This window comes from uncultured Tateyamaria sp. (assembly GCF_947488715.1).
In the GTDB taxonomy this organism is placed as follows: Bacteria; Pseudomonadota; Alphaproteobacteria; order Rhodobacterales; family Rhodobacteraceae; genus Tateyamaria.
On the sequence record NZ_CANLAG010000004.1, the window covers coordinates 119,752 to 141,875 of the forward strand.

Annotated in this window: 20 protein-coding genes and 1 tRNA gene; 14 read left to right on the top strand and 7 right to left on the bottom strand. The window is 61.4% G+C overall.

The genetic code is table 11. The features are described from left to right. Positions 1–2: 2 nt before the first annotated feature. From Q0936_RS11050 to Q0936_RS11060, 3 genes are all read left to right on the top strand, one after another. Entirely contained in the window at positions 3–701 is a 699-nt protein-coding gene (locus Q0936_RS11050) for a tRNA (guanine(46)-N(7))-methyltransferase TrmB (protein WP_299296563.1), read from the top strand. A gap of 136 nt (positions 702–837) precedes the next feature. Further along, positions 838–2,190, top strand: a complete 1,353-nt coding sequence (gene aroA, locus Q0936_RS11055) for a 3-phosphoshikimate 1-carboxyvinyltransferase (protein WP_299296565.1) — start codon at positions 838–840, stop codon at positions 2,188–2,190. A 3-nt stretch (positions 2,191–2,193) separates the two neighbouring features. Continuing rightward, on the top strand, positions 2,194–2,811 hold the full coding sequence (locus Q0936_RS11060) for a d(CMP) kinase (RefSeq protein ID WP_299296568.1): 618 nt from the start codon (positions 2,194–2,196) through the stop codon (positions 2,809–2,811). Position 2,812: 1 nt separating this feature from the next. On the opposite strand, the gene trpA is transcribed toward Q0936_RS11060, so the two are convergent. Then, positions 2,813–3,607: a tryptophan synthase subunit alpha gene (trpA, locus tag Q0936_RS11065; protein WP_299296570.1), complete on the bottom strand. Its 795-nt coding sequence runs from the start codon at positions 3,605–3,607 to the stop codon at positions 2,813–2,815. A 59-nt stretch (positions 3,608–3,666) separates the two neighbouring features. Then, entirely contained in the window at positions 3,667–4,161 is a 495-nt protein-coding gene (locus Q0936_RS11070; RefSeq protein ID WP_299296573.1) for an acyloxyacyl hydrolase, read from the bottom strand. A 191-nt stretch (positions 4,162–4,352) separates the two neighbouring features. On the opposite strand from Q0936_RS11070, the gene ychF reads away from it, so the two are divergent. The 3 genes from ychF to Q0936_RS11085 all read left to right on the top strand — a co-directional run bounded on the left by ychF (position 4,353) and on the right by Q0936_RS11085 (position 7,238). Then, complete coding sequence (gene ychF, locus Q0936_RS11075; protein WP_299296575.1) at positions 4,353–5,450, top strand: redox-regulated ATPase YchF; 1,098 nt, start codon at positions 4,353–4,355, stop codon at positions 5,448–5,450. 716 nt (positions 5,451–6,166) lie between these two features. Continuing rightward, positions 6,167–7,045 carry a LysR family transcriptional regulator gene (locus Q0936_RS11080; RefSeq protein WP_299298389.1) on the top strand — a complete coding sequence of 293 codons (879 nt, stop codon included), beginning with the start codon at positions 6,167–6,169 and terminating at the stop codon, positions 7,043–7,045. Between the two features lie 103 nt (positions 7,046–7,148). Next, positions 7,149–7,238 (top strand) — tRNA-Ser (locus Q0936_RS11085). A 64-nt stretch (positions 7,239–7,302) separates the two neighbouring features. On the opposite strand, the gene Q0936_RS11090 is transcribed toward Q0936_RS11085, so the two are convergent. Further along, positions 7,303–7,908 carry a TetR/AcrR family transcriptional regulator gene (locus tag Q0936_RS11090; protein WP_299298392.1) on the bottom strand — a complete coding sequence of 202 codons (606 nt, stop codon included), beginning with the start codon at positions 7,906–7,908 and terminating at the stop codon, positions 7,303–7,305. 71 nt (positions 7,909–7,979) lie between these two features. On the opposite strand from Q0936_RS11090, the gene Q0936_RS11095 reads away from it, so the two are divergent. Genes Q0936_RS11095 through Q0936_RS11105 form a run of 3 tightly spaced genes read left to right on the top strand, consistent with a single transcriptional unit; the run spans position 7,980 to position 9,446 of the window. Then, positions 7,980–8,513: a redoxin domain-containing protein gene (locus tag Q0936_RS11095; protein ID WP_299298395.1), complete on the top strand. Its 534-nt coding sequence runs from the start codon at positions 7,980–7,982 to the stop codon at positions 8,511–8,513. A gap of 28 nt (positions 8,514–8,541) precedes the next feature. Beyond that, positions 8,542–9,009 carry a nuclear transport factor 2 family protein gene (locus Q0936_RS11100; RefSeq protein WP_299298398.1) on the top strand — a complete coding sequence of 156 codons (468 nt, stop codon included), beginning with the start codon at positions 8,542–8,544 and terminating at the stop codon, positions 9,007–9,009. Between the two features lie 35 nt (positions 9,010–9,044). Then, positions 9,045–9,446 (top strand): hypothetical protein, encoded by a 402-nt coding sequence (locus Q0936_RS11105; protein ID WP_299144205.1) that lies wholly within the window; start codon positions 9,045–9,047, stop codon positions 9,444–9,446. Positions 9,447–9,512: 66 nt separating this feature from the next. Here the strand turns inward: Q0936_RS11105 and Q0936_RS11110 are convergent, their stop codons facing one another. From Q0936_RS11110 to Q0936_RS11120, 3 genes are all read right to left on the bottom strand, one after another. After that, positions 9,513–10,901, bottom strand: coding sequence for a hypothetical protein (locus Q0936_RS11110; RefSeq protein ID WP_299298401.1), 1,389 nt, complete (start codon positions 10,899–10,901; stop codon positions 9,513–9,515). A gap of 68 nt (positions 10,902–10,969) precedes the next feature. Next, entirely contained in the window at positions 10,970–11,974 is a 1,005-nt protein-coding gene (locus tag Q0936_RS11115) for a hypothetical protein (RefSeq protein ID WP_299298404.1), read from the bottom strand. Positions 11,975–12,068: 94 nt separating this feature from the next. After that, complete coding sequence (locus Q0936_RS11120; protein ID WP_299298407.1) at positions 12,069–13,394, bottom strand: hypothetical protein; 1,326 nt, start codon at positions 13,392–13,394, stop codon at positions 12,069–12,071. 566 nt (positions 13,395–13,960) lie between these two features. On the opposite strand from Q0936_RS11120, the gene Q0936_RS11125 reads away from it, so the two are divergent. The 5 genes from Q0936_RS11125 (at position 13,961) to iolB (ending at position 20,899) form a co-directional block, all read left to right on the top strand. Continuing rightward, on the top strand, positions 13,961–15,691 hold the full coding sequence (locus Q0936_RS11125; protein WP_299298409.1) for a winged helix-turn-helix domain-containing protein: 1,731 nt from the start codon (positions 13,961–13,963) through the stop codon (positions 15,689–15,691). A gap of 31 nt (positions 15,692–15,722) precedes the next feature. Continuing rightward, positions 15,723–16,910, top strand: a complete 1,188-nt coding sequence (locus Q0936_RS11130; RefSeq protein ID WP_299298412.1) for a phosphatase PAP2 family protein — start codon at positions 15,723–15,725, stop codon at positions 16,908–16,910. An 11-nt stretch (positions 16,911–16,921) separates the two neighbouring features. Then, entirely contained in the window at positions 16,922–18,952 is a 2,031-nt protein-coding gene (locus Q0936_RS11135) for a hypothetical protein (RefSeq protein WP_299298415.1), read from the top strand. 143 nt (positions 18,953–19,095) lie between these two features. Further along, positions 19,096–20,058, top strand: coding sequence for an aldo/keto reductase (locus Q0936_RS11140; RefSeq protein ID WP_299298418.1), 963 nt, complete (start codon positions 19,096–19,098; stop codon positions 20,056–20,058). Between the two features lie 31 nt (positions 20,059–20,089). Then, the gene (gene iolB / locus Q0936_RS11145) at positions 20,090–20,899 is read left to right on the top strand and encodes a 5-deoxy-glucuronate isomerase (protein ID WP_299298421.1); all 810 of its coding nucleotides are present in this window, start codon (positions 20,090–20,092) and stop codon (positions 20,897–20,899) included. A gap of 95 nt (positions 20,900–20,994) precedes the next feature. On the opposite strand, the gene Q0936_RS11150 is transcribed toward iolB, so the two are convergent. Continuing rightward, positions 20,995–22,113 (bottom strand): Gfo/Idh/MocA family oxidoreductase, encoded by a 1,119-nt coding sequence (locus tag Q0936_RS11150; protein ID WP_299298424.1) that lies wholly within the window; start codon positions 22,111–22,113, stop codon positions 20,995–20,997. Between the last annotated feature and the right edge of the window lie 11 nt (positions 22,114–22,124).

A 22,124-nucleotide genomic window follows, 5' to 3' on the forward strand; every position in this document is an offset into this window, starting at 1 on the left:
CCATGACCGAACGCCCCCATCGCAATTTTTACGGACGTCTCAAGGGCAAGACCCTGAAGGACAGTCAGAAACGCTATATCGCCGAGGATCTGGCCGATCTGTCGCCCGGTGCCGTGTCGTGGGAGGACAACCCCGCGCGCACGCCTCTGGATCTGGGTGCGCTCTTTGGTGGGCGGCCGGTGTGGCTGGAGGTCGGATTTGGCGGTGGTGAGCATTTGGTGCATCAGGCCAGCGCAAATCCGGAGGTTGGGATCATCGGGGCGGAGCCTTACATCAACGGCGTTGCGATGCTGTTGGGCAAGATCCGACGGGCGGGGGTGTCAAACCTGGCCGTGCATCCGGGCGATGCCCGCGATCTGATGGACGTGCTGCCCGAGGCGTCGATTGCGCGGGCGTTCCTGCTGTACCCTGATCCGTGGCCCAAGGCGCGCCATCACCGCCGCCGGTTTGTCACGCCCGAACATCTGGAGCCTTTGGCCCGTGTGATGCAGCCTGGTGCGATCCTGCGGGTCGCGACGGATATCCCTGATTACGTCCGCCAGACGCTGGAAGAGGTGCCGCGTGCGGGGTTTGAGTGGTTGGCGGAGCGGGCCGAGGACTGGCGCGCGCCGTGGGACGACTGGATCAGTACCCGCTACGAGCAAAAGGCCCTGCGTGAGGGCCGTGTGCCGCATTACCTGACGTTTCGCCGTTTGGGATAGGCGGGTTTGGGGGCGCTGCCCCCGGCGCTTTGCGCCTCCCCCGAGGTATTTGTCGCGAAAGGAAGGGGCGGTGTCTGGACGGCTTTGACGCGCCGGGGTAGGTGTGCGGCGAACACGGAAAGATGCGAGCGCAAACATGTCCAGCCACGGTGACCCGATACCTATGACCTCTTTGGCCTGCGGGGCCTTGTCCGGCACGGCGGAAGTGCCGGGGGACAAGTCGATTTCGCACCGGTCGTTGATTTTGGGTGCGCTGTCGGTGGGTGAAACCACGATCACCGGGTTGCTGGAAGGTCAGGACGTGCTGGACACGGCGCGTGCGATGCGGGCGTTCGGGGCCGAGGTGACGGATCAGGGCGGGGGCAACTGGTCGGTGCACGGTGTGGGCGTTGGCGGTTTTGCTGAACCTGAGCAGGTGATCGATTGTGGCAATTCTGGCACTGGTGTGCGGTTGATCATGGGGGCGATGGCGACCTCGCCCATATCGGCCACGTTCACGGGCGATGCGAGTTTGAACAAGCGACCCATGGCGCGGGTCACGGACCCTTTGGCGCTGTTTGGCTGTGCGGCGGTTGGCCGAGCGGGCGGGCGGTTGCCCATGACGCTGGTGGGTGCGGCGGATCCAGTGCCGGTGCGTTACGTCGTGCCGGTGCCGTCGGCGCAGGTGAAGTCGGCGGTGTTGCTGGCGGGGCTGAATGCCCCCGGTGAGACTGTGGTGATTGAGGCAGAGGCGACGCGCGATCACACGGAGCGGATGTTGGCCGGGTTTGGCGCGGAGATTTCGACCGAAGTGACGGACGAGGGCCGCGTCATCACCTTGAAGGGCCAGCCCGAGCTGGTGCCGCAGCATATCGAGGTGCCGCGCGATCCATCCTCGGCAGCGTTTCCGGTCTGTGCGGCGCTGATCGTGCCGGGGTCGGATGTGCTGGTGCCGACGATCGGGCTGAACCCGACGCGGGCGGGGCTGTATGAGACGTTGCGCGAGATGGGCGCGGACCTGACCTATGAGAACCTGCGCGAAGAGGGGGGCGAGCCGGTCGCCGATCTGCGCGCGCGGTTCTCGCCTGATTTGAAGGGCATCGAGGTGCCTGCGGACCGTGCGGCGAGCATGATCGACGAATACCCGGTGCTGTCGGTGGTTGCGTCCTTTGCCCAAGGCAAGACTCATATGCCCGGCGTCAAGGAATTGCGCGTCAAGGAAAGCGACCGCATCGACGCAATGGCCGTAGGCCTGCGGGCCGCTGGTGTCACGGTTGAGGATGGGCCGGATTGGTGGACCGTGACGGGTCTGGGCCACGGCAATGTGCCAGGTGGGGCCACTTGCGCCAGCCACCTGGATCACCGCATCGCAATGGCGTTCCTCGTGATGGGTATGGCCACGCAAAAGCCGATGTCTGTGGACGACGGCGGGCCGATTGCGACGTCTTTCCCGATTTTCGAGCCGTTGATGGCCGCCCTGGGGGCGGACGTGCGGCGTACGACGGCCTGAGCCATGGAGACGGCACCCTTTACCGTGGCCATTGACGGGCCAGCGGCAGCGGGCAAAGGGACATTGTCGCGGGCCGTTGCGGCGCGGTTCGGCTTTGGGCATCTGGACACCGGACTGCTGTACCGGGCGGTGGGCGCACAAGTGCTGAGCGGGCGCGACGCGGTCGAGGCCGCGCGGTCACTGGACCGGGAGGCGTTGGAAGATCCGGCCTTGCGCACGGCAGAGGTGGCACAAGCCGCAAGCAAGGTGGCCGTGATTGCAGACGTGCGGGCCGCCCTGTTGGATTTTCAGCGCGCCTTTGCTCGCAGGGCGGGTGGTGCGGTTCTGGATGGGCGCGACATTGGCACGGTCATTTGCCCGCAGGCGGAAGTGAAACTGTTTGTCACCGCCTCCGCAGAGGTGCGCGCAGGCCGCCGTCTGGCCGAATTGCAGGCGCGGGGCGATACCACGGACTTTGAAACGGTTCTGGCGGATGTCAAAGCGCGGGATGCCCGTGACAGCGACCGTGCAGAGGCGCCCTTGCGCCCGGCAGACACGGCACACGTGCTGGACACATCCGACATGACAATTGAGGCCGCTGTGGCGCGGGCCGTGGGTCTGGTTGAGGCAGCGCGCCGCTAGCTCAGGCGCTGTGTGCGCCGTCCGACAGTGTTTTCACAAAGGCCAGAACATCCGACACGCTGTTGCCGTCTGCGATTTTGCTGACGATGGCGGAGCCGACCACGGCACCGTCCGCGACGGATGCAATCGCCTTGGATTTGGCCGGTGTGTTGATCCCAAAGCCCACGATGACAGGCAGGTTGCTGGCGGATTTGATCCGCGCCACTTCGGGGCCCACATCGGTTGCTTCGGCCTCGGCCGCGCCGGTGATGCCGGTGATCGACACATAGTAGACAAAGCCGGACGTGTTTTGCAGCACGCGCGGCAGGCGTTTGTCATCAGTGGTGGGCGTGGCGAGGCGGATAAAGTTGAGGCCCGCCGCTTGCGCCGGGATGCACAACTCGCTGTCTTCTTCGGGGGGCAGGTCGACGACGATCAGACCGTCGATGCCCGCAGCCTTGGCGTCGGCCAGAAACTTGTCCACGCCGTGCGAATAGATCGGGTTGTAGTAGCCCATGAGCACGATGGGCGTTGTGTCGTCGCCCTCGCGAAAGGCCCGTGCCAGCGCAAGTGTCTTGTTGAGGGTCATGCCGCCCTCGAGGGCGCGTTGACCGGCGAGCTGGATGGTTGGACCGTCGGCCATGGGATCGGTGAAGGGCAGGCCCAGTTCGATGATGTCGACACCGGCCCCAGGCAGGCCGCGCACGATTTCGAGCGACCGGTCATAGTCGGGGTCACCGGCCATAACATAGGACACAAATGCCTTGCGCCCTTGCTGTTGCAGCTCGGCAAATTTGGCGTCGATCCGGGTCGTCATTGTCGCTCTCCTTTGGCTGGGCCTTGACTGCCTCAGAGGCGGGCGAAAGGCAAGCGTCGTCAGAACGAGATGTGGTAGCGGATCGTGTACATGTTCATGCCGGGGTTGTCCGTGGCCAAGCTGGCGTTGGATTTGTGCGAGAACGCAGCCGAGATGGCGTGACCGTTGTCGAACTGGTAGCCGACGCCCAGCAAGGACCGGATTTCAAAGGTCGAGCCGAGGTCGTTGCCGGGGATGCCTTCCTCGTAGAGGCCGGGCATGATCGAGTTGTCGATGAACCAGCCGCTGTCCCACTGCCAGCGGGTCCAGATGCCGCCACCGATGAAAAAGTCGCCCTCGCCCGATACGCTGGCGTTTGCCCCCCATGCCACGGACATCACGCGCCGTTGGACAAAGGGTGTGTGGCGGTATTCGAGGTCAAACGCGACGCTGTCCTCGCCTGCATCGCCATAGTCGGTGGTGCCGAGGCCAAAGGTCAATTCCTGCGCATTGGCAAACAGGGACGTCGTGAGAAACAGAACAAATGAATAAACGGCAACACGAAAGCGGGTCATGCGGTTGCTCCTGCATGTGGTCAAAGAAAGGCGTGGCAGACGCATCCACCGATATAGCCAAGCGACTGGCCGGAGGCGAGTCCTTCCCTGTCGGCAAGCGTGGGTTGCAGCAAAGTGTTGCGTTGAAGTCGCCGACTTGCGCCTGCGGGCGGTCCTGCTAGAAGCGGGCCAAGCGACGCGGAGAGGGTGCTATGGGTTTCAAGATGGGAATTGTCGGTCTGCCGAATGTGGGCAAATCGACCTTGTTCAATGCGTTGACCAAGACGGCGGCGGCGCAGGCTGCGAACTTTCCTTTTTGCACCATTGAGCCGAATGTCGGTGAAGTGGCCGTGCCGGATACGCGTCTGGACAAGCTGGCCGCGATTGCGGCGTCCAAGCAGATCATCCCGACCCGCATGACGTTTGTGGACATCGCGGGTCTGGTCAAGGGTGCCTCCAAGGGTGAAGGGCTGGGCAACCAGTTTCTGGCGAACATCCGCGAGGTGGACGCGATTGCCCACGTGCTGCGCTGTTTCGAGGACGGTGATGTGACCCACGTGGAGGGGCGCGTTGACCCCGTGGCCGACGCCGAAACCATCGAGACGGAGTTGATGCTGGCCGATATCGAGAGCATCGAGAAGCGCCTGCAGAACATCGTGCGCAAGGTGCGCGGTGGCGACAAGGAAGCAGTGCAGCAGGAACGCCTGATGCGCGCGGCTCTGGCGGCGCTGGAGGACGGTCAACCGGCGCGGGTCGTGGATGTGGACGATGAAGACGCCAAGGCCTGGGCGATGCTGCAACTGCTGACCACCAAGCCGGTGCTTTATGTTTGCAACGTGGGCGAATCTGAGGCGGCAGAGGGCAACGCCCATTCTGCGGCCGTGGCCGACATGGCGGCCGCACAGGGCAACAGCCACGTGGTGATCTCGGCCCAGATCGAGGAAGAAATCAGCCAGCTTGAACCCGACGAGGCGCAGATGTTCCTCGAAGAGATGGGGCTGGCCGAGGCGGGCCTCGACCGGTTGATCCGCGCAGGCTACGAGCTGTTGCACCTTGAGACCTATTTCACGGTTGGCCCCAAAGAGGCGCGGGCGTGGACGATCCCCACTGGCACCTCAGCCCCCAGGGCCGCAGGCGTGATCCACGGCGATTTCGAAAAGGGCTTCATCCGCGCGGAAACCATCGCCTACGACGATTTTGTCAGCTTGGGCGGCGAACAACCGGCCAAAGAGGCGGGCAAGATGCGCGCCGAAGGCAAGGGCTACATCGTCAAGGACGGCGACGTACTGCACTTCCTGTTCAACACCTGACACGGTGAAAAAGGGTGGCAGGGTACGCGCACCCTGCCACCAACTTGGCCCGAGACGCCGCACGACAGATGTTCGTGGTGGTGGCTTCACCTATCGCTCTCGAGCGGGCCAATTCAATGTGTGTTCCGAGGCAGCCGCGGAATGCGGGCCGGCGGCATGTTGCTACCCGACCCCATGACGAGGAAACGGGCGACAAACGGGACGGTCAGGCACAAAAAATAGACCGCCGCGTTGATCCACAAATCCAATTCATCGCAAAGACTGCCGCATGCAACTGAATGCGAAAGAACGAGTGAAACGAAAAGCGTTGCGTTGATTTGGCTTGGTGTTTCGGAAACTTGCCTGTTTGACGAGGAGTACATTGCTAACCTCTTTTTTGCTCACTTTTTAAGCGTATACGAGGCTCTGCATCATCCGATAGCGCGCTTCTTGCAGCCCCGAAACTGCAAAAATGCGCGTTTACTTCGGCCCTGTCGTTCGGTTTTCATTGGATCAATCCTACCTATCTTTTTGTTTTAATGGCAATTTTTGGTGTCTGGTTGTGTTTCTGTTCTGATGGGCGAGGCGCGTTTGTCTGTATCCAAAAGTATAGGTCTGTATACCGATGCCCTTTTCCCTGTCCTTTTGGTCGATAGAGCCGCTTTTGCTGCGTTGATACGTGAGGCGCAGGACAAAGCCGGCGGTGTAAACGCGCCCAAGAAACAAGGCGGCGCAAAATGCGTGACTGGAACGACCTGCAGTATCTGCTCGCCTTGAAAGAAGGGGGTACGATGAAACGTGCGGCCGAGTTGTTGGAAACAAACCCGACAACCGTGTCGCGCCACATCAAGCGGCTATCGAAAAAGCACGGTCAAATGCTGTTCAGCCAATACAAAGGCGAAGGCTGGCGCATGACGGCGGCCGGGCGAAAGCTGGCGGAAATGGCCGAGGAATTCGCTCGAAAAATGGATGAATTCTCCAGTGCTGCACCCGGTGAATCTGAGGAAGTTGTCACAATCACATCCCTGGATTTTCTGACGACATATTACCTGGCGCCGCGTGTGCATGAATTGACGCGTCTACACCCGAATATCAGCCTCATTCTGGCTGGCAGTGACAAGCGCTTGTCGCTTGCCTTTCGTGAGGCGGACATCGCGCTGCGGTTCGGCCGACCTATGGAGGGGCAGTTGGTCGCGCATAAGGTCGCGGACGTACAGTTTCGGTTGTGGCAGCCCGCCATGGGCGAGGCGCATGAGTGGGTCGGTATGACGGACGACCTGGATTGGACCCCTGACATGGTGTTGGGGTTCACGGTGTTTGGCAAACCACCCATCCTCCGGGCCAGTTCCTATGCCGCCGCGAGGCGCGCAGCGGCAACAATGGGTTATGCAACTGTTGGGCCGGATGCCGTCATGGCCCGGTGCCCAGAGTTGCGTGCATGGACTGAGGTCGAAGGCGTCACCCGCGAGGTGTGGAGCGTGATCCACGAAAGCAGGCGTCTTGATCAGACCCTTGCCGCGGTCCGCAACTGGACGGACAGTGTGTTTGGTCGACGCGACTATACCAATGTGTCGGATGTGCAGGCGGCATCGCAGGTGTGCCCCGAAACACACTGATGGGTCTGGGCGTCAGAGCGGCAGAGATGCGCGCTTGGACTTTGATGGTCGGCTGGTTGAATTCTGCTTGTCCTGATGTTGCGAAGTGATTAGACGGGTCGACGGAGACGTGGCCGAGTGGTCGAAGGCGCTCCCCTGCTAAGGGAGTAGGCCCGGAAGGGTCTCGAGGGTTCGAATCCCTTCGTCTCCGCCACCCGCACTTTTCGTTCAATCCTGTTGGCAGTCATTTCAGCTCTGACTCATGAATGAACTCGCCTCTAGCTAAACACCATGGCTACGCGGTCATCGAGGTCTTTGAGCAGCGCATCGGCGGACCAGCCGGCGCGGCTGCGGTGGACGAGGCCCTGGCGCATGTCGTGGAGTAGGCACCCTCGCTGGTAGGCTGGGAAATCGGGGGGCAATGTGCCGTCGTCCACCGCGTTCTGGAACTTCTGGGCCAATCGCGCGTCTGTGTCGTTGATGGCTTTCTCCATGCGCTCGGCAACGCCTTCGACTTCGCCCACGGTGGTGGCGACGCAGGAGGCCAGGAAACACCCCTTGGGACCGTCCTCGGCCTGGGTTGAATAGGACACGACGGTCGTCAGGAAGTCGCGCACCGCCTTGCGCACGTTCGGTTCCGCCTCAAACGCGACGACAGGGGCGCAGCCGTCCACATCCGCGTAAAAGTCGATGGTTTTCAGGTACAGCTCTCTTTTGTCCCCGAAGGTCGAGTAGAGGCTCGGTCCGCTGATGCCCATGGCGGAGGTCAGATCCTTGATGGATGTCCCGTCATAGCCTTTGGCCCAGAACGCGTTCATCGCCGCTTCGAGCGCGGTTTTTTCATCGAAGGTCCGGGGGCGCCCCATTTTTTTTGGATTGTTCATTATAAAAGTCCTTGACCGCATCTGGTTGCTCTATTTATGTAACGATCAATATCAAAGTCAAGGAGCACATCATGCCACATACTCTTCCGCGCCCCGGCGCGCCGTTTCCGTCGATCACAGTGCCGCAACTCGGGGGCGGGACGCTCGCCCTGGGACAGCCACAAGGGGGCCATGACTGGCAACTTGTTGTTGTGTATCGGGGCAAGCATTGCCCGCTTTGCACCCGCTACCTGTCCGAACTGCAAAGCATCGTTGAACCGCTGGCAGAGTTGGGTATCGACGTGGTTGCAGTATCGGCAGATGCCGAGGATCGCGCAGCGCATCAGGTTGCCGAGGCCGGAGTGACATTGCCCGTTGGCTACGGATTGGCTGTCGATCAGATGCGGGACCTTGGCCTGTACGTGTCCGGGCCCCGGCACGGTGTCGATGTCGAGGGGCCGTTTGCTGAACCGGGTCTGTTCGTCGTCGGCAGCGCCGGGGATTTGAGGATGGTCGACATCTCGAACGTGCCGTTCATGCGGCCCCAGTTGAGCGCGCTGGTTGGTGGGCTGCGCTTTATGCGGGGGCGGCCCGAGGATGTGCCCGCCAATGGCACCTTTGCGTGACACAGCTGATCAACGAAAGGACAGAAAAATGATCCGACGCCATATTCTCATTTCCACTGTGGCCGCGCTTGCGGTGATGGCCGGTGGGGCAACCGCCGATCCGGTGGATGCGGACACCCGCCAGAGTCTGCTGGATTTCAACGCCACCTTTAACAGCTACGCGGCAAACCATGACATCGAGGGTCTGGTGTCGCTCTACCACGAGGACGCATATTGGATCGCCCCGGATGCGCTCCCGGCCAAGGGGCGGGACGGTGTGCCACGCCAGACGATCACGTTCATGAGCGAGAACAAAGGCGAGCTGTCACATACGGTGGACGACCTCTTTGTGTCGCCTGATGGATTGCAGGCTGTGATGATGGGCGTCACCGATGCCGCAGTCGCCAGTGCCGGGTTCGAGCTGACAGGCACCTATGTCTACGTGCTGACCCGCGCCGATACGGACGCGCCCTGGCAGGTCGTGTTGGACATGTACAACCGCCACCCCTCCGAATGACCCCGAACCCCAAGATTTTGCCGAAAGGACACCCTATGACGATGACCCCTGACCACCCTAACGTGCCTGCCGTCAAGGCGGCGCTGGATGCCTTGATCTCCGGCGTTGCCGGTCACGCGCTGGACGTGCTGGACCAAGTGTATCACGCGGATATGCGTACATATCTGCTGCCCGGTGGTGACGCGCTGATGCAGAATGACAAGGCGGGCTTTATCTCTCACATTCAGACGGCGCTGGCGGATATGCCAGACCCCGATCCGTGGGCGCAGTTTCATCTGGTCGAGGCGAACGACACGCACGGTCACATCCTGATCAGCCGCAGGAACGGTGTGACCGGGCGCATGGAAGTGCTGACGCTGAGCATTGATTTCGTGTTGGAAGACGGTCGATGGCAGATCATCCGCGAGGTGATCATGAGCCGTGGTCAAGCGGCCTAGCCCAGACCGGAACCGAAAGAAACGGGCCACACCGGCGTGTGGTGTGGCCCATATTTGATTTGCCAATCAGGTCCAGGGGCCAATGGCGACGGCAACAGTGCCCGAACCGATGTTGTAGGTCGTCTTCGACGGCACTTGCGGGCCGGAATAGGCGCCCATCGGTGCTTCATCCATGGAAAACCCATAGGCCGCGCCACCAATCATGATCGGATCGGTGCCTGCGCTGCGGTAATCGTTGCCGTCCACGTCGCTGCAATGCAGGAACTTTGCAAAAAGGTGGCTGATCTTTTTATCGCCGTACCATGTCGCGGGGTTGTTCCAGGCCGTTGTGCTGAATTGGGGGTCTTCGCTGATCTCTCCAGCGACGAATGTGCCGTCCAGCACCACGCCGCGACAGATCGCTTCCCAGATCGCGTCCTGAACCAGTTGCGCCTCACTCACGCCGACAATGCCGGGGGTCAAGGTATCGGTGAACGCCTGTTGGAACACATATTGTGCGCCTTGCAGGTCATTGGGCGCAGTGATCGGGTCCGCCCCCAGCGGGTTGAAATAGTAATAGGTCCTGTCACCCGTCGAATTCACCAGCCGGTAGGCCAGCATGTCGGTCTTGGTGGTGGGGTTGGTGTAGGTGATGCAAGACCCTGAATAGATGTTGTTCGGGTTTTCGGAGACCGGGATGCTAATGGCCAACGTGTTCCCGGCGACAAAGAATTTTTGCAGGGTGGATGTCCAATAGGTCTTTAGACCGCTGGTGGTGTCGTTGACGTAGTTCCCGGTGATGGCCGCCAGATAGTCATTGGGGTCCGCGATCGAGAAATACTGCCCGCCGATCATTGGGGGCGTATAGGTGCTGCCCGACATCGGGCCATCATAGAGCAGGTCACCAAAGGCATCCGCACCGGGCACACCCGATTGGTTGGTCAGAAAGCTGCTAAAGGCGGCGCCGACCTGTGCGCGGCTGACCTTGCCGTGCACACCAAATTCCTGTGCGGGCTGATCACCGTTCTCTGGCACTGCGAACCGCAGGTTCAGGGCAAAACCGTTCACCGCCGACAGATCAAACGCGGCGTTCATGCCGAATTCAAAAACGTCATAGGGACCTTCGGGTGCCACCCCAGGCGCGGCGGAGTAGGGGGATTGAGTGTACATCTGTACGTCGTCATAAACACCCGCTTTGTTCTTGAGCAGTGACAACCCGCTGGGCGTCGTTGGCGTGGCCGTGAACAACAGACGGTCGTTGCCATTTGTGCTTTCCGACAGGGTGACAGCTTCGATGTTGGACAGCTTGTGGAACTTCAGTTTCGTGTCCGTGCTGCCCAGCGGGACAAATTTACCCTTGTCGTTCATCGTCTTGAAACCCGAACTTCCCCCGTTGATCCAGCCAGCGACGTAAATGGCGCCATCCGTTTCAGGCAGCTTGGAGAGATCTTTGAGCGTGATCGTGATTGTGTTCATTGTGGTTCCCTGTTTGGAAAATTGGGTTGCATGGAAAATATGCGGCGGGCCGTGGTGCTCACCGCGTTTCAAGCAAGCGGGGTGTCCTTGACGGCGCAGACCAGAAATCCGGCATTTGCAGATTGATAGAGGTCGCCGCTGTCCCATGACGACGAAAATGATAGCCCTTCGAGCAGGTTATCGTTGGGTTTGAAGGTTCCAAAGGGGAAAACGATGTTGCGGGACAGAACAAGACGCCCTTTGCGCGTGGCTTTGGTCGTCATGCGTTCCAACAGGGCAACTTCGGGTTCCGCAACCAGTTCTGTGATGTCGATTTCGCTGCCGACATCGCGGTCAAACTGGACGCGCCCCACCATCACATAGGCGGTGGCACGGGCGAAATCGGCGGTGTCGCCAAAGTTCGACTGCCGCATGAAGGTCACCCCATCATACGTGCCGTCGCGCATCCCCGACATCAGCGGCTGGGAATACCATCCCGTTGTGTCGCCAAGCTGTTGCGGAGTTAGGTACACGATGCGGAAATCGCTATAGATCAGTTTGGCCTTCAACCGGTAGCCGCCGGGTTGGATCGTCGCCTTTTGCCATGGTGCTGCGTCGTTGGGCCGCCAGACATCTATATCGACGGTCAACGTCGGAATGCTGGGCGAAGTATCCCAATGGGCGTCGTAGCGCGGCACAAACCCATCCCCGGAGGGCAGGGCGGAAAACGGGTTCAGGTGCAACCCGCCATTGATGTCGTTGCTGTGCGTGGTGTTGATCCGGGCCTGTGTCTGCTTGTTGGCGAGCGTGGCAATGGACTGGCCGGACCCGCCGCGCAGGATCGTCGCGGACAGGTATCGCGCGTAGGCCGCGGAAAAGCTGTTGGATGTGACAGTGACCGGTTGCTTGCTCGACAACTGACCGTCGATCAGCGGCCAGGCATCGGCGTTCATGGTGTCCCCACTGATGGGAACCAGCGGAAAGTACCGCACTGAATTGGTAAATTCCGGCGTGGCACCGGCCGCTAGTGCCGGCGAGGCCTGTACGTGTTGCGACAGTTTTGCGGCAACCAGGGTTTCCAGATAATCGCTCAAAGCATGTGCCCTTTTTCTTGAGACGGTGGGTCAGAACGAAAGTTGACCGGTCCCGCGAACGGGGCCGGTCGTTGGTTATCGAAAATCACGGGGATCAGTCCGTCGGGTTCTCAAGGAACGCGCCATGCACAACCATGTTGTTCTTGTCGCCCGCCGGATTGATGTCGACTTCCATCTTGTAGTTCTTGTCCGAAGAGCCGGACGACGACTTGGTGAACGACGTGCTCGACGATGCAATCGGGATGATGCCAAACAGGCTGACCGAAGCATGCGACTGCGTGTGGAAGTATTTTTGGAACGAGGAGTAGTCGTCCGAGGCAAAGAACATCTTGCCCGTTGGCATGGTCGACACCAACAGCCCGCGCAGGGATTGCAACCCGCCGCCCTTGAGGACAGCCTTGTGCGTTGCCTCGTTCGAGATGAAGTACGGTCCGGTGTCACCGGCGGTGTTGTTGAACGCCTGCTTGAGGATGGTCGCCAGATACCAGCCGATGGTGTTGTTGGCGGTCAGGTTCGACGGCGAGGCCGCGAGATAGCTGACATTGGTGAACTCCAGCTGGATCTTGGCCTTGGACATCAGGCTTTGGAAATCGCTCTGGCTGTACTGGGCGCTGGTCGCACCGGCGATGTTGAGGAAGTCGATCGGGAACGAACCGCCCGCGCCACCTTCGATGGAGAAGCTGGAAGACGACTGACCCACATCCGTCAATTCGACAGTGATGTTCACGGTCTGACCGTTGGCAAATGCCGTGGGGAAGTTCGGGTCGACGTTGTAGCCGGGGAACCAGACCTTGGCGTTGTTGCGGTCATAGGCCTGAAGGCCGCCGTTGGTTTGCGACGGCGTGGCGATATTGCCTTTGACCGCGGTGATCTGGCGACCAAATTCGACCATGGCGGAGTTGATGTTCGACATGATGTCGATGGCCGCCTTGGCCTGGTTGTAGTCCGATGCGAACCGGGCCCAGTTCAGCGACTGTTTGAATTGCGGCGTGAATTGCGCAGTCACATAGTCGATCTTGGAGTGGACGCCCGCCGCAGTCATTTCGGCCTGCGTGATGGGGGCAAAGGTTTGCTCCCAGGTGGTGACGAGGTTGTTCAGGACAACAGCGTTCTGCGTCTTGATCTGTGTGATCTGGTTCTGGTCGGCCTGCGAAAGACCGTATGCCATGTCCTGGACCATCTGCAGGTAGGCAGAGGTGAACATGTCCGCAGTGGACCATGTGTTCAGAGCGCCGTTGGTGCCGGGCACAAAGGTGCCTGCGATGATGTCGTGTGCGCCGTGGTCCAGAACACCCATGTTCAGCACCGGACGTGCGATCATTTCGGGGATTGTGAACTGTTGTGGGTTGGGCATGCCGGGGGGCAGGCTGGATTGAAATTGCTTGAGAATCTGTGCCTTGGCGGTGTCGAGATCAGCCATTGTAATATGTCCTATCTTTAAGATTTTTTGACTTCCTGCGGAGCTGGCGGTTGACCAACCCACGATTGCAGCCTGCCTGTGAGCGGCGGCAGTGTCCTGAAACCCGTCCGAAACTTCCTTGAAATCTGGGCGAAACCGAACGCGTCCGATTTCGGAAGGATTTCGGATTTGTTTCAGGCGGACGGTCGGATTTCGGGGCAGAGTCTAAGGTATTCGGGTGCAAGATCCGCAGTGACGGATCGGACAAATGCAGGATGGGGTGACATGACGGGATCAATTCGTGCACGGGACGAGGCGGCGCTGTGCGCGCGCGCGTACGTTCCGTGGGCGCGCATGCCGTTTGCCATACTGCATCACCCGACACACCGCGCGGTCCACCAAGCTTATCCCGCGGGCATTCCGGTCCCCAGTGTGCGCCTGCCTTGCACACTTGACGCTCCCACGACATCTCGGCCGGTATTTTGCCGCGCACGTTGTTCTGAGTTTGCCAGATGACGCAGGGTCTATCGTCAAACGGGAATGCCTGTTACGCTGCCAATGGGTTAGGTGGATCGCCGGTTGTTGGCATGGCATGGAAAAAACTGGCAGGCCGTTTTCCGGCTGCCAGAACGGAACATGTGCCAGCGCAACGCCCGGTGCTGCATGAACCAAGTGTTCTGCAAAAGGGGCGAGAGACGGACATTTTCGGCAATGAGCGCCAAACACCAGACCGCATCCGTCTTGGTGAAACGACGTATGACAGGACGAACCAACGCCTGAGCGATGCGACAGGTCGTGAAATCCTGTTGCGTGCGCAATCCGCGCGCGTGCTGCAGGTGCTGGCGGAAACGCCGGGCGTGCTCGTGGCGCGTGATGATCTGATTGAACGTATCTGGGGCGATGTGTCGGTGACCGATGACAGCCTCACACAATGCGTGGCCGACATCCGCCGCGCCTTGGCTGACCATGACCGCGCGCTCCTGCGAACGATGCCGAAACGCGGCTATGTCCTCAACGGTGTCGTGTTGGAGGTCGCCGCCGCAACCGCTGCCGCGCCCGTAGATGCGCCGACAGACCATGCCATTATAGAGCCCGAAGGCACCATTACCGCCCAACTGGACCCGCGCGACGTCTTGCCGACACTCGCCGTGATGCCGATGCGCAGCGCGCTGGAGGGCAAGCAGGAACCGCTGGGCATTTTCATTGCAGATGAAATCGCAGGCGCGCTTGGACGGTCCGAGGACGTCAACGTGATCTCGCGGCTGTCCACGGCACAGGTGACCGATACACCGGGTGGCGTCAGCGACCTGCGGCGCGTCCTGAATGCCGATTTTGTCGTGTCAGGCCATGTTCTGACCGAAGGCGACCGCGCCATGCTGTCGGTCGAATTCGTGGAAACGGACACGCAATACATCCTTTGGTCCGAACGGGTGAGTTTGCCGTTGGGGCCGTTGCTGACTGACACGGATTGGGTCGCGCATATCGCGTCGCACGTGCGCAACGCCATCATGGTGAATGAGGTGCGCCGCTTGCGCACGCGCCCACTGGCTGATCTGAAACTGTTCAGCGTACTGCACGGTGCCGTGGGCCTCATGCACCGCTTGTCGCCACGCTATTTCAACGAAGCGCGGGACCTGCTCACCTATCTGATTGAACGTGCACCCAACAATCCGTCGCCACTGGCCTGGATGGCGCGCTGGCACGTGTTGCGCGCGATGCAGGGCTGGTCGCAGGACGTTCAGAAAGAAGCACAGGCCGCGATCGAGTGCGCTGAACGGGCGCTCGACATCGATTCCGAAAACACGTTGGCGCTGACCAGCCTCGGCTTTGTGATGACCAACCTGCTGCACCAGTTGGATGATGCGCGCGGCTACTATGACAGCGCGCTTGTGATCAATCCAAACGACGCTCAAGCCCGTGCGCTGCGCGGTATGTTGCAGGCATTCACGGATCATGCCGACGATGGCAAACGCGACGTAGAGCGTGCTTTGCATCTGACGCCAAGAGACCCGCACCGGTTTTTCTATTTGATCCTGGCCGCGGGCGCGAACCTGTCGGCAGGGGACTACACACGGGCCGTGACGTTGGCCCAGGAATCGCTCCGCCTGAACCGAACCCATGTGTCGACGTTGCGAACACTGGCGGCTGCGCAAATGGGGGCCGGTCAGGCAGACGCATCCCAAAAGACAGTGCGCGAGTTGATGCGGCTGCAACCTGATCTGCGGGTCAGCACCTGGCAACGCAATGCACCCAGCCGAAATTTTGAAAACGGACGCAGGTTCGCCGAGCTGCTGAAAAGCGCTGGCGTGCCGGATTGATAGACAACCTACAAAGACTGGAGGACTTCCGATGAGCATTTTCCCACAAGGTGCCTATGGCGCGTATGGAGCATATGGAGCGTACGGCGCCTACGGGGCGTATGGCGCCTATGCAGGTGCGGGGGCATACGGGGCCTATGGCGCCTACGGGGCATATGGCGGTGGTTCGGAAAACCCGATGCTGGCGAACGCGTTCATCACCACCCATGACGGCATCACCGGTGCACAATTGGATCACGTGGGCACCGTCAACCCCGGCGCAGCAGACAGCACCGAAAACCTGACCCGCCTGTCGGCCGGCGTACGCGCAGCGCTCTATCAGGCCGAACTGACGCCCACAGTCGACGTGAATTTTGACGCCGATGGTGATTTCCCTCAGGCGGTGCTTTGGCGTCGTGGCAAGGAAAAGCGCGGCGGCACTGTGATCAAGCAGGAAAAGATGGTCCAGATGATCGCGCCCGAAGTCGGGCAGTTGCAGGCGCAAATGAAACAGGTGTGGGGCTATGCTCAGATCCGCCCTGACCGGTCGAGCGAGATCCTGACGCAGGTGTCCGTCCCGGCACCGTTCTTTTCGACCATCGGCTTTATGGATCCAGCGCGCACGCCGTATACGCTTGAATTCCTCTATGCTGCACTGGCCTTTGCCTCCTCGGCCTATCAGCGGATGAAATACACTCTGGCGGTCAAGCGCCCGATCGAGTTCTCGCCGCAACTGCAACCGATGATCCCGACGCCGACGCACGGCTCGCTGCCCAGCGGCCATGCGACCGAAGCATTCCTGATGGCCCGCTTGATCTGGAAACTTTTGCGCCACAGTAACGCACCGCAATACAGCGACACGGCCTATTGGGGTGAGATGCTGATGCGGCTGGCCGCGCGTATTGCCACCAACCGGACTGTGGCGGGCGTCCACTTCCCCGTGGACAGCGTGGCAGGTGCCATCCTGGGTTCAACACTGGCCGAGCATGTCTTTACCCAATGCTGCGGTGGCGACTGGTGGTCCACGTCCTTTGACGGGACCAAATTCGATCCCAACGATGATCTGAATTGGCACCTTCTTTACGACGCGGCTACAGATACGATGGAACCCAGCGCGGGCGAATGGATGCAGGGTGAAACCCAGAGCGGTGACCCAAGGTTTGAACCATCCCCGATCCTGGCCTGGCTCTGGTCCAAGGCTGTGGCTGAATGGCAGGACATCGAAACCGGTGCGGGTTGAGGAGCGGGACCATGTACAACTGGACCGATACCCAAACCCGGGATGACGCGCCGCTTCTTGACGAGGTGACCGATTTCCGGCTCACCCTCGCCCAGGCGCAAGTGTCAGAATTTGTGGATGAAATATGGTGGTCTGTGCTGATCGAAGTGGCCAATGTGTCCATCGATGAGTTCGAGGCATCGGTGGTGGACTATGGCAGCGATCTGCTGATCCCGGCGGCCTATGATGCGGCGGATCGGTCACGCGAAATGGCGCGGCAGCCCATCACAATCTACGCCCGCAAGCGCTTGATCGACACGCTGAACCAGGCGGACAACCCGCACCACGTGGTGTCTCTGCACCTCGGTGCACAGACCTCTGACACCTACCTGGACTTTGATGCGACTTCGCCGGAATTGACCCCGGTCACGGTTTCGGACGACGCTGTGGTCATGGCGGTTGTGGATGACGGCATCGCAATCGCCCATGACCTTTTGCGCAAAGGGCGCGTCACCACGCGCGTCGCCCATGCCTCGATCCTCGAAGCACAGCCCGTGCTTGGTGGGCACAGTTCCGTCGGCCGGGGCCTCGACAGCGAGGCAATCGACGCGGCACTGGATGCGGCGACATTCAACGATCTGCTGGACGAGGACCTGTTCTACCGTTCCGTTGGCATCGTGGATTGGGCTGCGACGGCGGTGTCGACAGTGGCCGCGCGTACGTCGCATGGCACCCATGTCTCGGGGCTGGCTGCGGGCTATCCGATGGAGGCCGCCTGTGACAATCGGCCGGTGATCTGCGTTGCCCTTCCGAACCCCGCGGTCGAGGACACAACCGGGCTCGATTCCCTGCCGATCCTTTACCTCGCATTCCATATCCTCGCCAAACAGGCCCAGCGGTTCTGCCGGGCGGACGGATCGCTGGTGCCGGTTGTGTTCAACTTTTCCTTTGGCAATTCGGGCGGGCCGCACGATGGCACGGGCCTCTTTGCGACCCTGTTTGAACACTACTTTGGCGACAATCGCCAATGGCCCGGCCCGGATCAAAAAGCGTGGCTGACCCTGCCTGCGGGCAACATCAACCTGGGCCGCCTGCACGGCGTGGCCGAGGAGGCCGGACCAACACATTTTGACCTGTCCGTACTGCCCAATGACCAGACGCCAACCGTTGTGCAGATTTGGATGCCCACCGGCACCGCCGACAGCGCACCAGGGCTGGCGCAGATTGCAGTCACCACACCGGGCGGGCAAAGCGCCGTGATCCCGACCGTGCCGGGGCAGGTGGCGTCCCTTGTCAATGAGGCTGGCGCCGAGATTGCGCGCCTGGCCTGTCAGGCGGGTGGGGGCGTGATCCACCGCGATCTTGTGACCGTTTCGATCAATCCTACCGCGCATCTGGATACGCCGGGGCCGAATGCCCCGCATGGGATGTGGGCGATTGATGTCACCCGCGATGACGGCCCGTCCGAAGCAGCCATCCACTTTTGGGTGCGCCGCGACGAAACGCTGCCGGGAACGCGGTCGGGTGGTCGTCAGGCGTGGTTCAGCAACCCAGACTACGTGCGGTTTGACCGCTTTGGCGTGCCGCTGGCCACAGATCCCACAGGCACCGATTGCCCGGTGCGCCGTCACACCACGCTCAGCGGGTTTGCCGGTGGCGAAGCCCCCATCGTCGTGGCCGCCTACACCGAACGGGACGCGCAAGTGTCGCTCTATTCCGGCAGTGGACCACTGGCGCGCCGCGATGTGCCGCCCGTGCCAACGCGCGACGGTCCGGACCTCGCGGCCAAAGGCGACGACAGCTATGCGTTGCGTGGCGTGATCAACGCAGGCTCGCGCAGCGGCTCTTGGGTGCGGTTGTCGGGCACCAGCGTGGCTGCGCCGCGTGTGGCCCGTGCTGCGTCTGACGGGATTTGTGATGCCGCTGGCGGTGGTCGTGACTGGTCGGCGCATGCGGCGGCCCAGTCGCCGTTCCCGCTTGCGGATACAACCACGCCAGAGCGCGCGGGTGTGGGTGGCATCGACATTCCTATTCCGGGATTTGGACGCCCTCCCTCGTCCTGATCCCGTGACTGTTGCCGGGTCCCGCACCTTTGGGGCCCGGCGCCCGACGCCGTTTGACGAAATTCGGCGGCCCCTCTTGTGCGCAGATGGCACATCGTGTCCAAATCCATGTGACCCCTCTTGCACCCGGAGCCCGCCGCGCCATGGATTTCAAACCAATCGGAACATCCGGACTGACCGTATCCTCCATCTGCTTTGGTGCTTCGGGGCTGGGCAACATGCCCGACACCTACGGCTACGAAGTGTCGGATGAAACCGCCCGCGCGACGCTGCACGCGATCTTTGACGGTCCGGTGAATTTCCTCGACACTTCAAACAATTATGGCTTTGGCCGTAGCGAAGCACGCATCGGTGACGCCATCCGCGAGCGCGGTGGCTTGCCGGACGGTTTTGTCCTGTCGACCAAGGTGGACCGCGACATGGACACCGGGCGGCTCGATGCTGACCGCGTCAAACAATCGGTCGAGGAAAGCCTGTCCCGTCTGGGTGTGGACCGGGTTCCGCTCTTGCATCTGCACGACCCCGAACATGCACGTGATCTCGATGAAATCACCGGAACGGGGGGCGCTTTGGACGCGCTCTTTGCGCTCCGGGACGAGGAGGTCGTCGATGCGGTTGGTCTGGCGATGGGACGTCTCGACATCATGTTTCCGATCCTGCGCGACCGCCCGTTCGACGCGATCATCAGTCACAACCGGTACACGCTGTTGAACCGGTCGGCAGATGCAATATTTTCCCACGCACATGAGCGCGGCATCGCCGTTCTGAACGCCGCACCCTATGCGGGCGGCGTGTTGGCCAAGGGCAGCGCCGCCATGCCGCGCGTCACTTATCAGCCCGCGACCGAAGCCGATCTGGCACCCGTTCGGGCTATCGAACAGCTGTGCAACAACCACGGGGTCGCGCCCGGCGCTGCGGCGTTGCAGTTTTCCATGCGCGATCCGCGCATCACGTCCACGATTGTCGGCGTAACCTCGGCGGCGCGTGTCGCGCAAACGCTGGAATGGGCGGACGCGACATTGGGCGATGCGGCGTGGACCGCACTGGGCGCATTGCCCTTTTCGACCGAAGACCCCGAAGCCAACCGCGCCTACAAGCCGGGGTAACGCGCCCTCCACCCCCAAAAGGGAACGACCTATGCAAGACCTGTTGAGAAAACCGTTTGGCACCCACGGCAAAGTGCACGACATCACACCGGCAAGTGCCGGCTGGCGCTACGTCGGTTTTGCCGTTCACCGGTTGCGCGCGGGAGATACAGTCGCCGAGATCACCGGGGCGAATGAGGTCATCCTCGTGATGGTCGAGGGCAAGGCGCACCTGACAGGCGCGGGACAGGACTGGGGCGTTCTGGGCGACCGGATGAGCGTGTTTGAAAAGTCGCCGCCGCACTGCCTGTATCTGCCCAACGGCTCCGAATGGTCCGCCACCGCTACAACCGATTGTGTGATCGCCGTCTGTGCCGCACCGGGCAAAGGTGCGCATCCGGCCCGGCGCATTGGCCCGGACGGCATTTCCCTGACCAAACGCGGCAAGGGCACCAACACCCGCTACATCAACAACATCGCGATGGAGCACGAAGACTATGCCGACAGCCTGCTGGTGACCGAAGTGTTCACCCCTGCGGGCCACTGGTCCAGCTATCCCAGCCACCGCCACGACGAAGACGACTATCCCCGTATCACCTATCTCGAAGAAACCTATTACCACCGCCTGAACCCCGCCAACGGGTTTGGTGTTCAACGGGTCTATACCGATGACGGACAGTTGGACGAGACCATGGCGGTGCGGGACGGTGACGTCGTTCTTGTGCCGCGCGGGCATCATCCCTGCGGCGCACCCTACGGGTTCGAGATGTACTATCTGAACGTCATGGCCGGCCCGTTGCGCAAGTGGCGGTTTGTGCCGTCACCGGATGTGGAATGGATCATGGAACGCGACGCCGACTAGAGCGTCCATTCGCTGTGCTGCATCGGCCTGATTGTAGTGATAAGGCCCCGGACCTCACAGGCTGGCACATGAAACCTGTGCCAGCCATATGTGGATCAAAGCGTAACCCAGGCCGCATTGCGCGCCGAGGATCGCACGCAGGCATCCACGAACTGCACCCCCCGCAACCCGTCCTGAATATCGGGATAAAGCGCATCCGACGTGGCCCCGTCACGATGGGCCTCAATGGCGTCCGCAGCCTCGCTGTAGATATTGGCAAAGCCTTCCAGATACCCCTCGGGGTGACCGGGCGGAATGCGGCTCATCTTGGCGGCGGCGTCACCGGCACCCGCACCGTTGCGCGTGATCAACCGCTTGGGTTCGCCAAAGGGCGTGTGCCACAGATAGTTCGGATCCTCCTGCGCCCACTCCAGACCGCCTTTGTCCCCATAAACCCGCAGCCGCAGCGCGTTTTCATTGCCCGGTGCGACCTGGCTGCACCACAGCATCCCCTTGGCCCCGCCGGCAAAGCGCAGCATCACGTGGCCGTTGTCATCCACCTGCCGGCCCGGCACAAACGCATCCAGATCGGCGGCCAGCGCCTCGACCGTCAGGCCGGTGACAAAACAGGCAAGGTTGTGCGCATGGGTGCCGATGTCACCGGTCGACCCGCCCGCGCCTGAGCGTTTCGGATCGGTGCGCCACTCCGCTTGCTTGAAATCCTGCTCCACGGTCAGCCAGTCCTGCGGATACTCGACCTGCACCACGCGCACCTTGCCGATCTCCCCGGCGGCCACCATCTCGCGCGCCTGCCGGACCATGGGATAGCCGGTGTAATTGTGGGTCAGCACAAACAGCGCATCCGACTTCTCCACCGCCTTCACCAGCTTCTTGGCATCCGCCAGGGTCGAGGTCAGCGGCTTGTCACAGATCACGTGGATCCCGCGTTTCAGGAACTCGTTGGCGGCGGCATAGTGCATGTGATTGGGCGTCACGATGCTCACCGCATCGATCCCGTCCTTCAGGCGCGCCTCGCGGATCGCCATCGCCTTGAAATCATCGTAGATGCGCGGCAAGCCCAGCGCCTCACCGCTGGCGCGCGCCTTCTCGGGCGTGGACGACAACGCCCCCGCCACCAGCTCGAACCGGTCATCGATCCGCGCGGCAATGCGGTGCACACCGCCGATAAAGGCGTCATTGCCGCCCCCCACCATGCCCAGTTTGATACGTGCCATCGCTTCTCCTC

Bases quoted from the DNA above. Each gene is read 5' to 3' on its own strand.
- Q0936_RS11090 (WP_299298392.1), bottom strand. From the start codon at position 7,908: ATGAACAATCCAAAAAAAATGGGGCGCCCCCGGACCTTCGATGAAAAA.
- Q0936_RS11080 (WP_299298389.1), top strand. From the start codon at position 6,167: ATGCGTGACTGGAACGACCTGCAGTATCTGCTCGCCTTGAAAGAAGGG.
- Q0936_RS11050 (WP_299296563.1), top strand. From the start codon at position 3: ATGACCGAACGCCCCCATCGCAATTTTTACGGACGTCTCAAGGGCAAG.
- Q0936_RS11095 (WP_299298395.1), top strand. From the start codon at position 7,980: ATGCCACATACTCTTCCGCGCCCCGGCGCGCCGTTTCCGTCGATCACA.
- Q0936_RS11130 (WP_299298412.1), top strand. From the start codon at position 15,723: ATGAGCATTTTCCCACAAGGTGCCTATGGCGCGTATGGAGCATATGGA.
- Q0936_RS11150 (WP_299298424.1), bottom strand. From the start codon at position 22,113: ATGGCACGTATCAAACTGGGCATGGTGGGGGGCGGCAATGACGCCTTT.
- trpA (WP_299296570.1), bottom strand. From the start codon at position 3,607: ATGACGACCCGGATCGACGCCAAATTTGCCGAGCTGCAACAGCAAGGG.
- Q0936_RS11070 (WP_299296573.1), bottom strand. From the start codon at position 4,161: ATGACCCGCTTTCGTGTTGCCGTTTATTCATTTGTTCTGTTTCTCACG.
- Q0936_RS11120 (WP_299298407.1), bottom strand. From the start codon at position 13,394: ATGGCTGATCTCGACACCGCCAAGGCACAGATTCTCAAGCAATTTCAA.
- Q0936_RS11110 (WP_299298401.1), bottom strand. From the start codon at position 10,901: ATGAACACAATCACGATCACGCTCAAAGATCTCTCCAAGCTGCCTGAA.
- ychF (WP_299296575.1), top strand. From the start codon at position 4,353: ATGGGTTTCAAGATGGGAATTGTCGGTCTGCCGAATGTGGGCAAATCG.
- Q0936_RS11100 (WP_299298398.1), top strand. From the start codon at position 8,542: ATGATCCGACGCCATATTCTCATTTCCACTGTGGCCGCGCTTGCGGTG.
- Q0936_RS11105 (WP_299144205.1), top strand. From the start codon at position 9,045: ATGACGATGACCCCTGACCACCCTAACGTGCCTGCCGTCAAGGCGGCG.
- Q0936_RS11140 (WP_299298418.1), top strand. From the start codon at position 19,096: ATGGATTTCAAACCAATCGGAACATCCGGACTGACCGTATCCTCCATC.
- Q0936_RS11125 (WP_299298409.1), top strand. From the start codon at position 13,961: ATGGCATGGAAAAAACTGGCAGGCCGTTTTCCGGCTGCCAGAACGGAA.
- iolB (WP_299298421.1), top strand. From the start codon at position 20,090: ATGCAAGACCTGTTGAGAAAACCGTTTGGCACCCACGGCAAAGTGCAC.
- aroA (WP_299296565.1), top strand. From the start codon at position 838: ATGTCCAGCCACGGTGACCCGATACCTATGACCTCTTTGGCCTGCGGG.
- Q0936_RS11135 (WP_299298415.1), top strand. From the start codon at position 16,922: ATGTACAACTGGACCGATACCCAAACCCGGGATGACGCGCCGCTTCTT.
- Q0936_RS11060 (WP_299296568.1), top strand. From the start codon at position 2,194: ATGGAGACGGCACCCTTTACCGTGGCCATTGACGGGCCAGCGGCAGCG.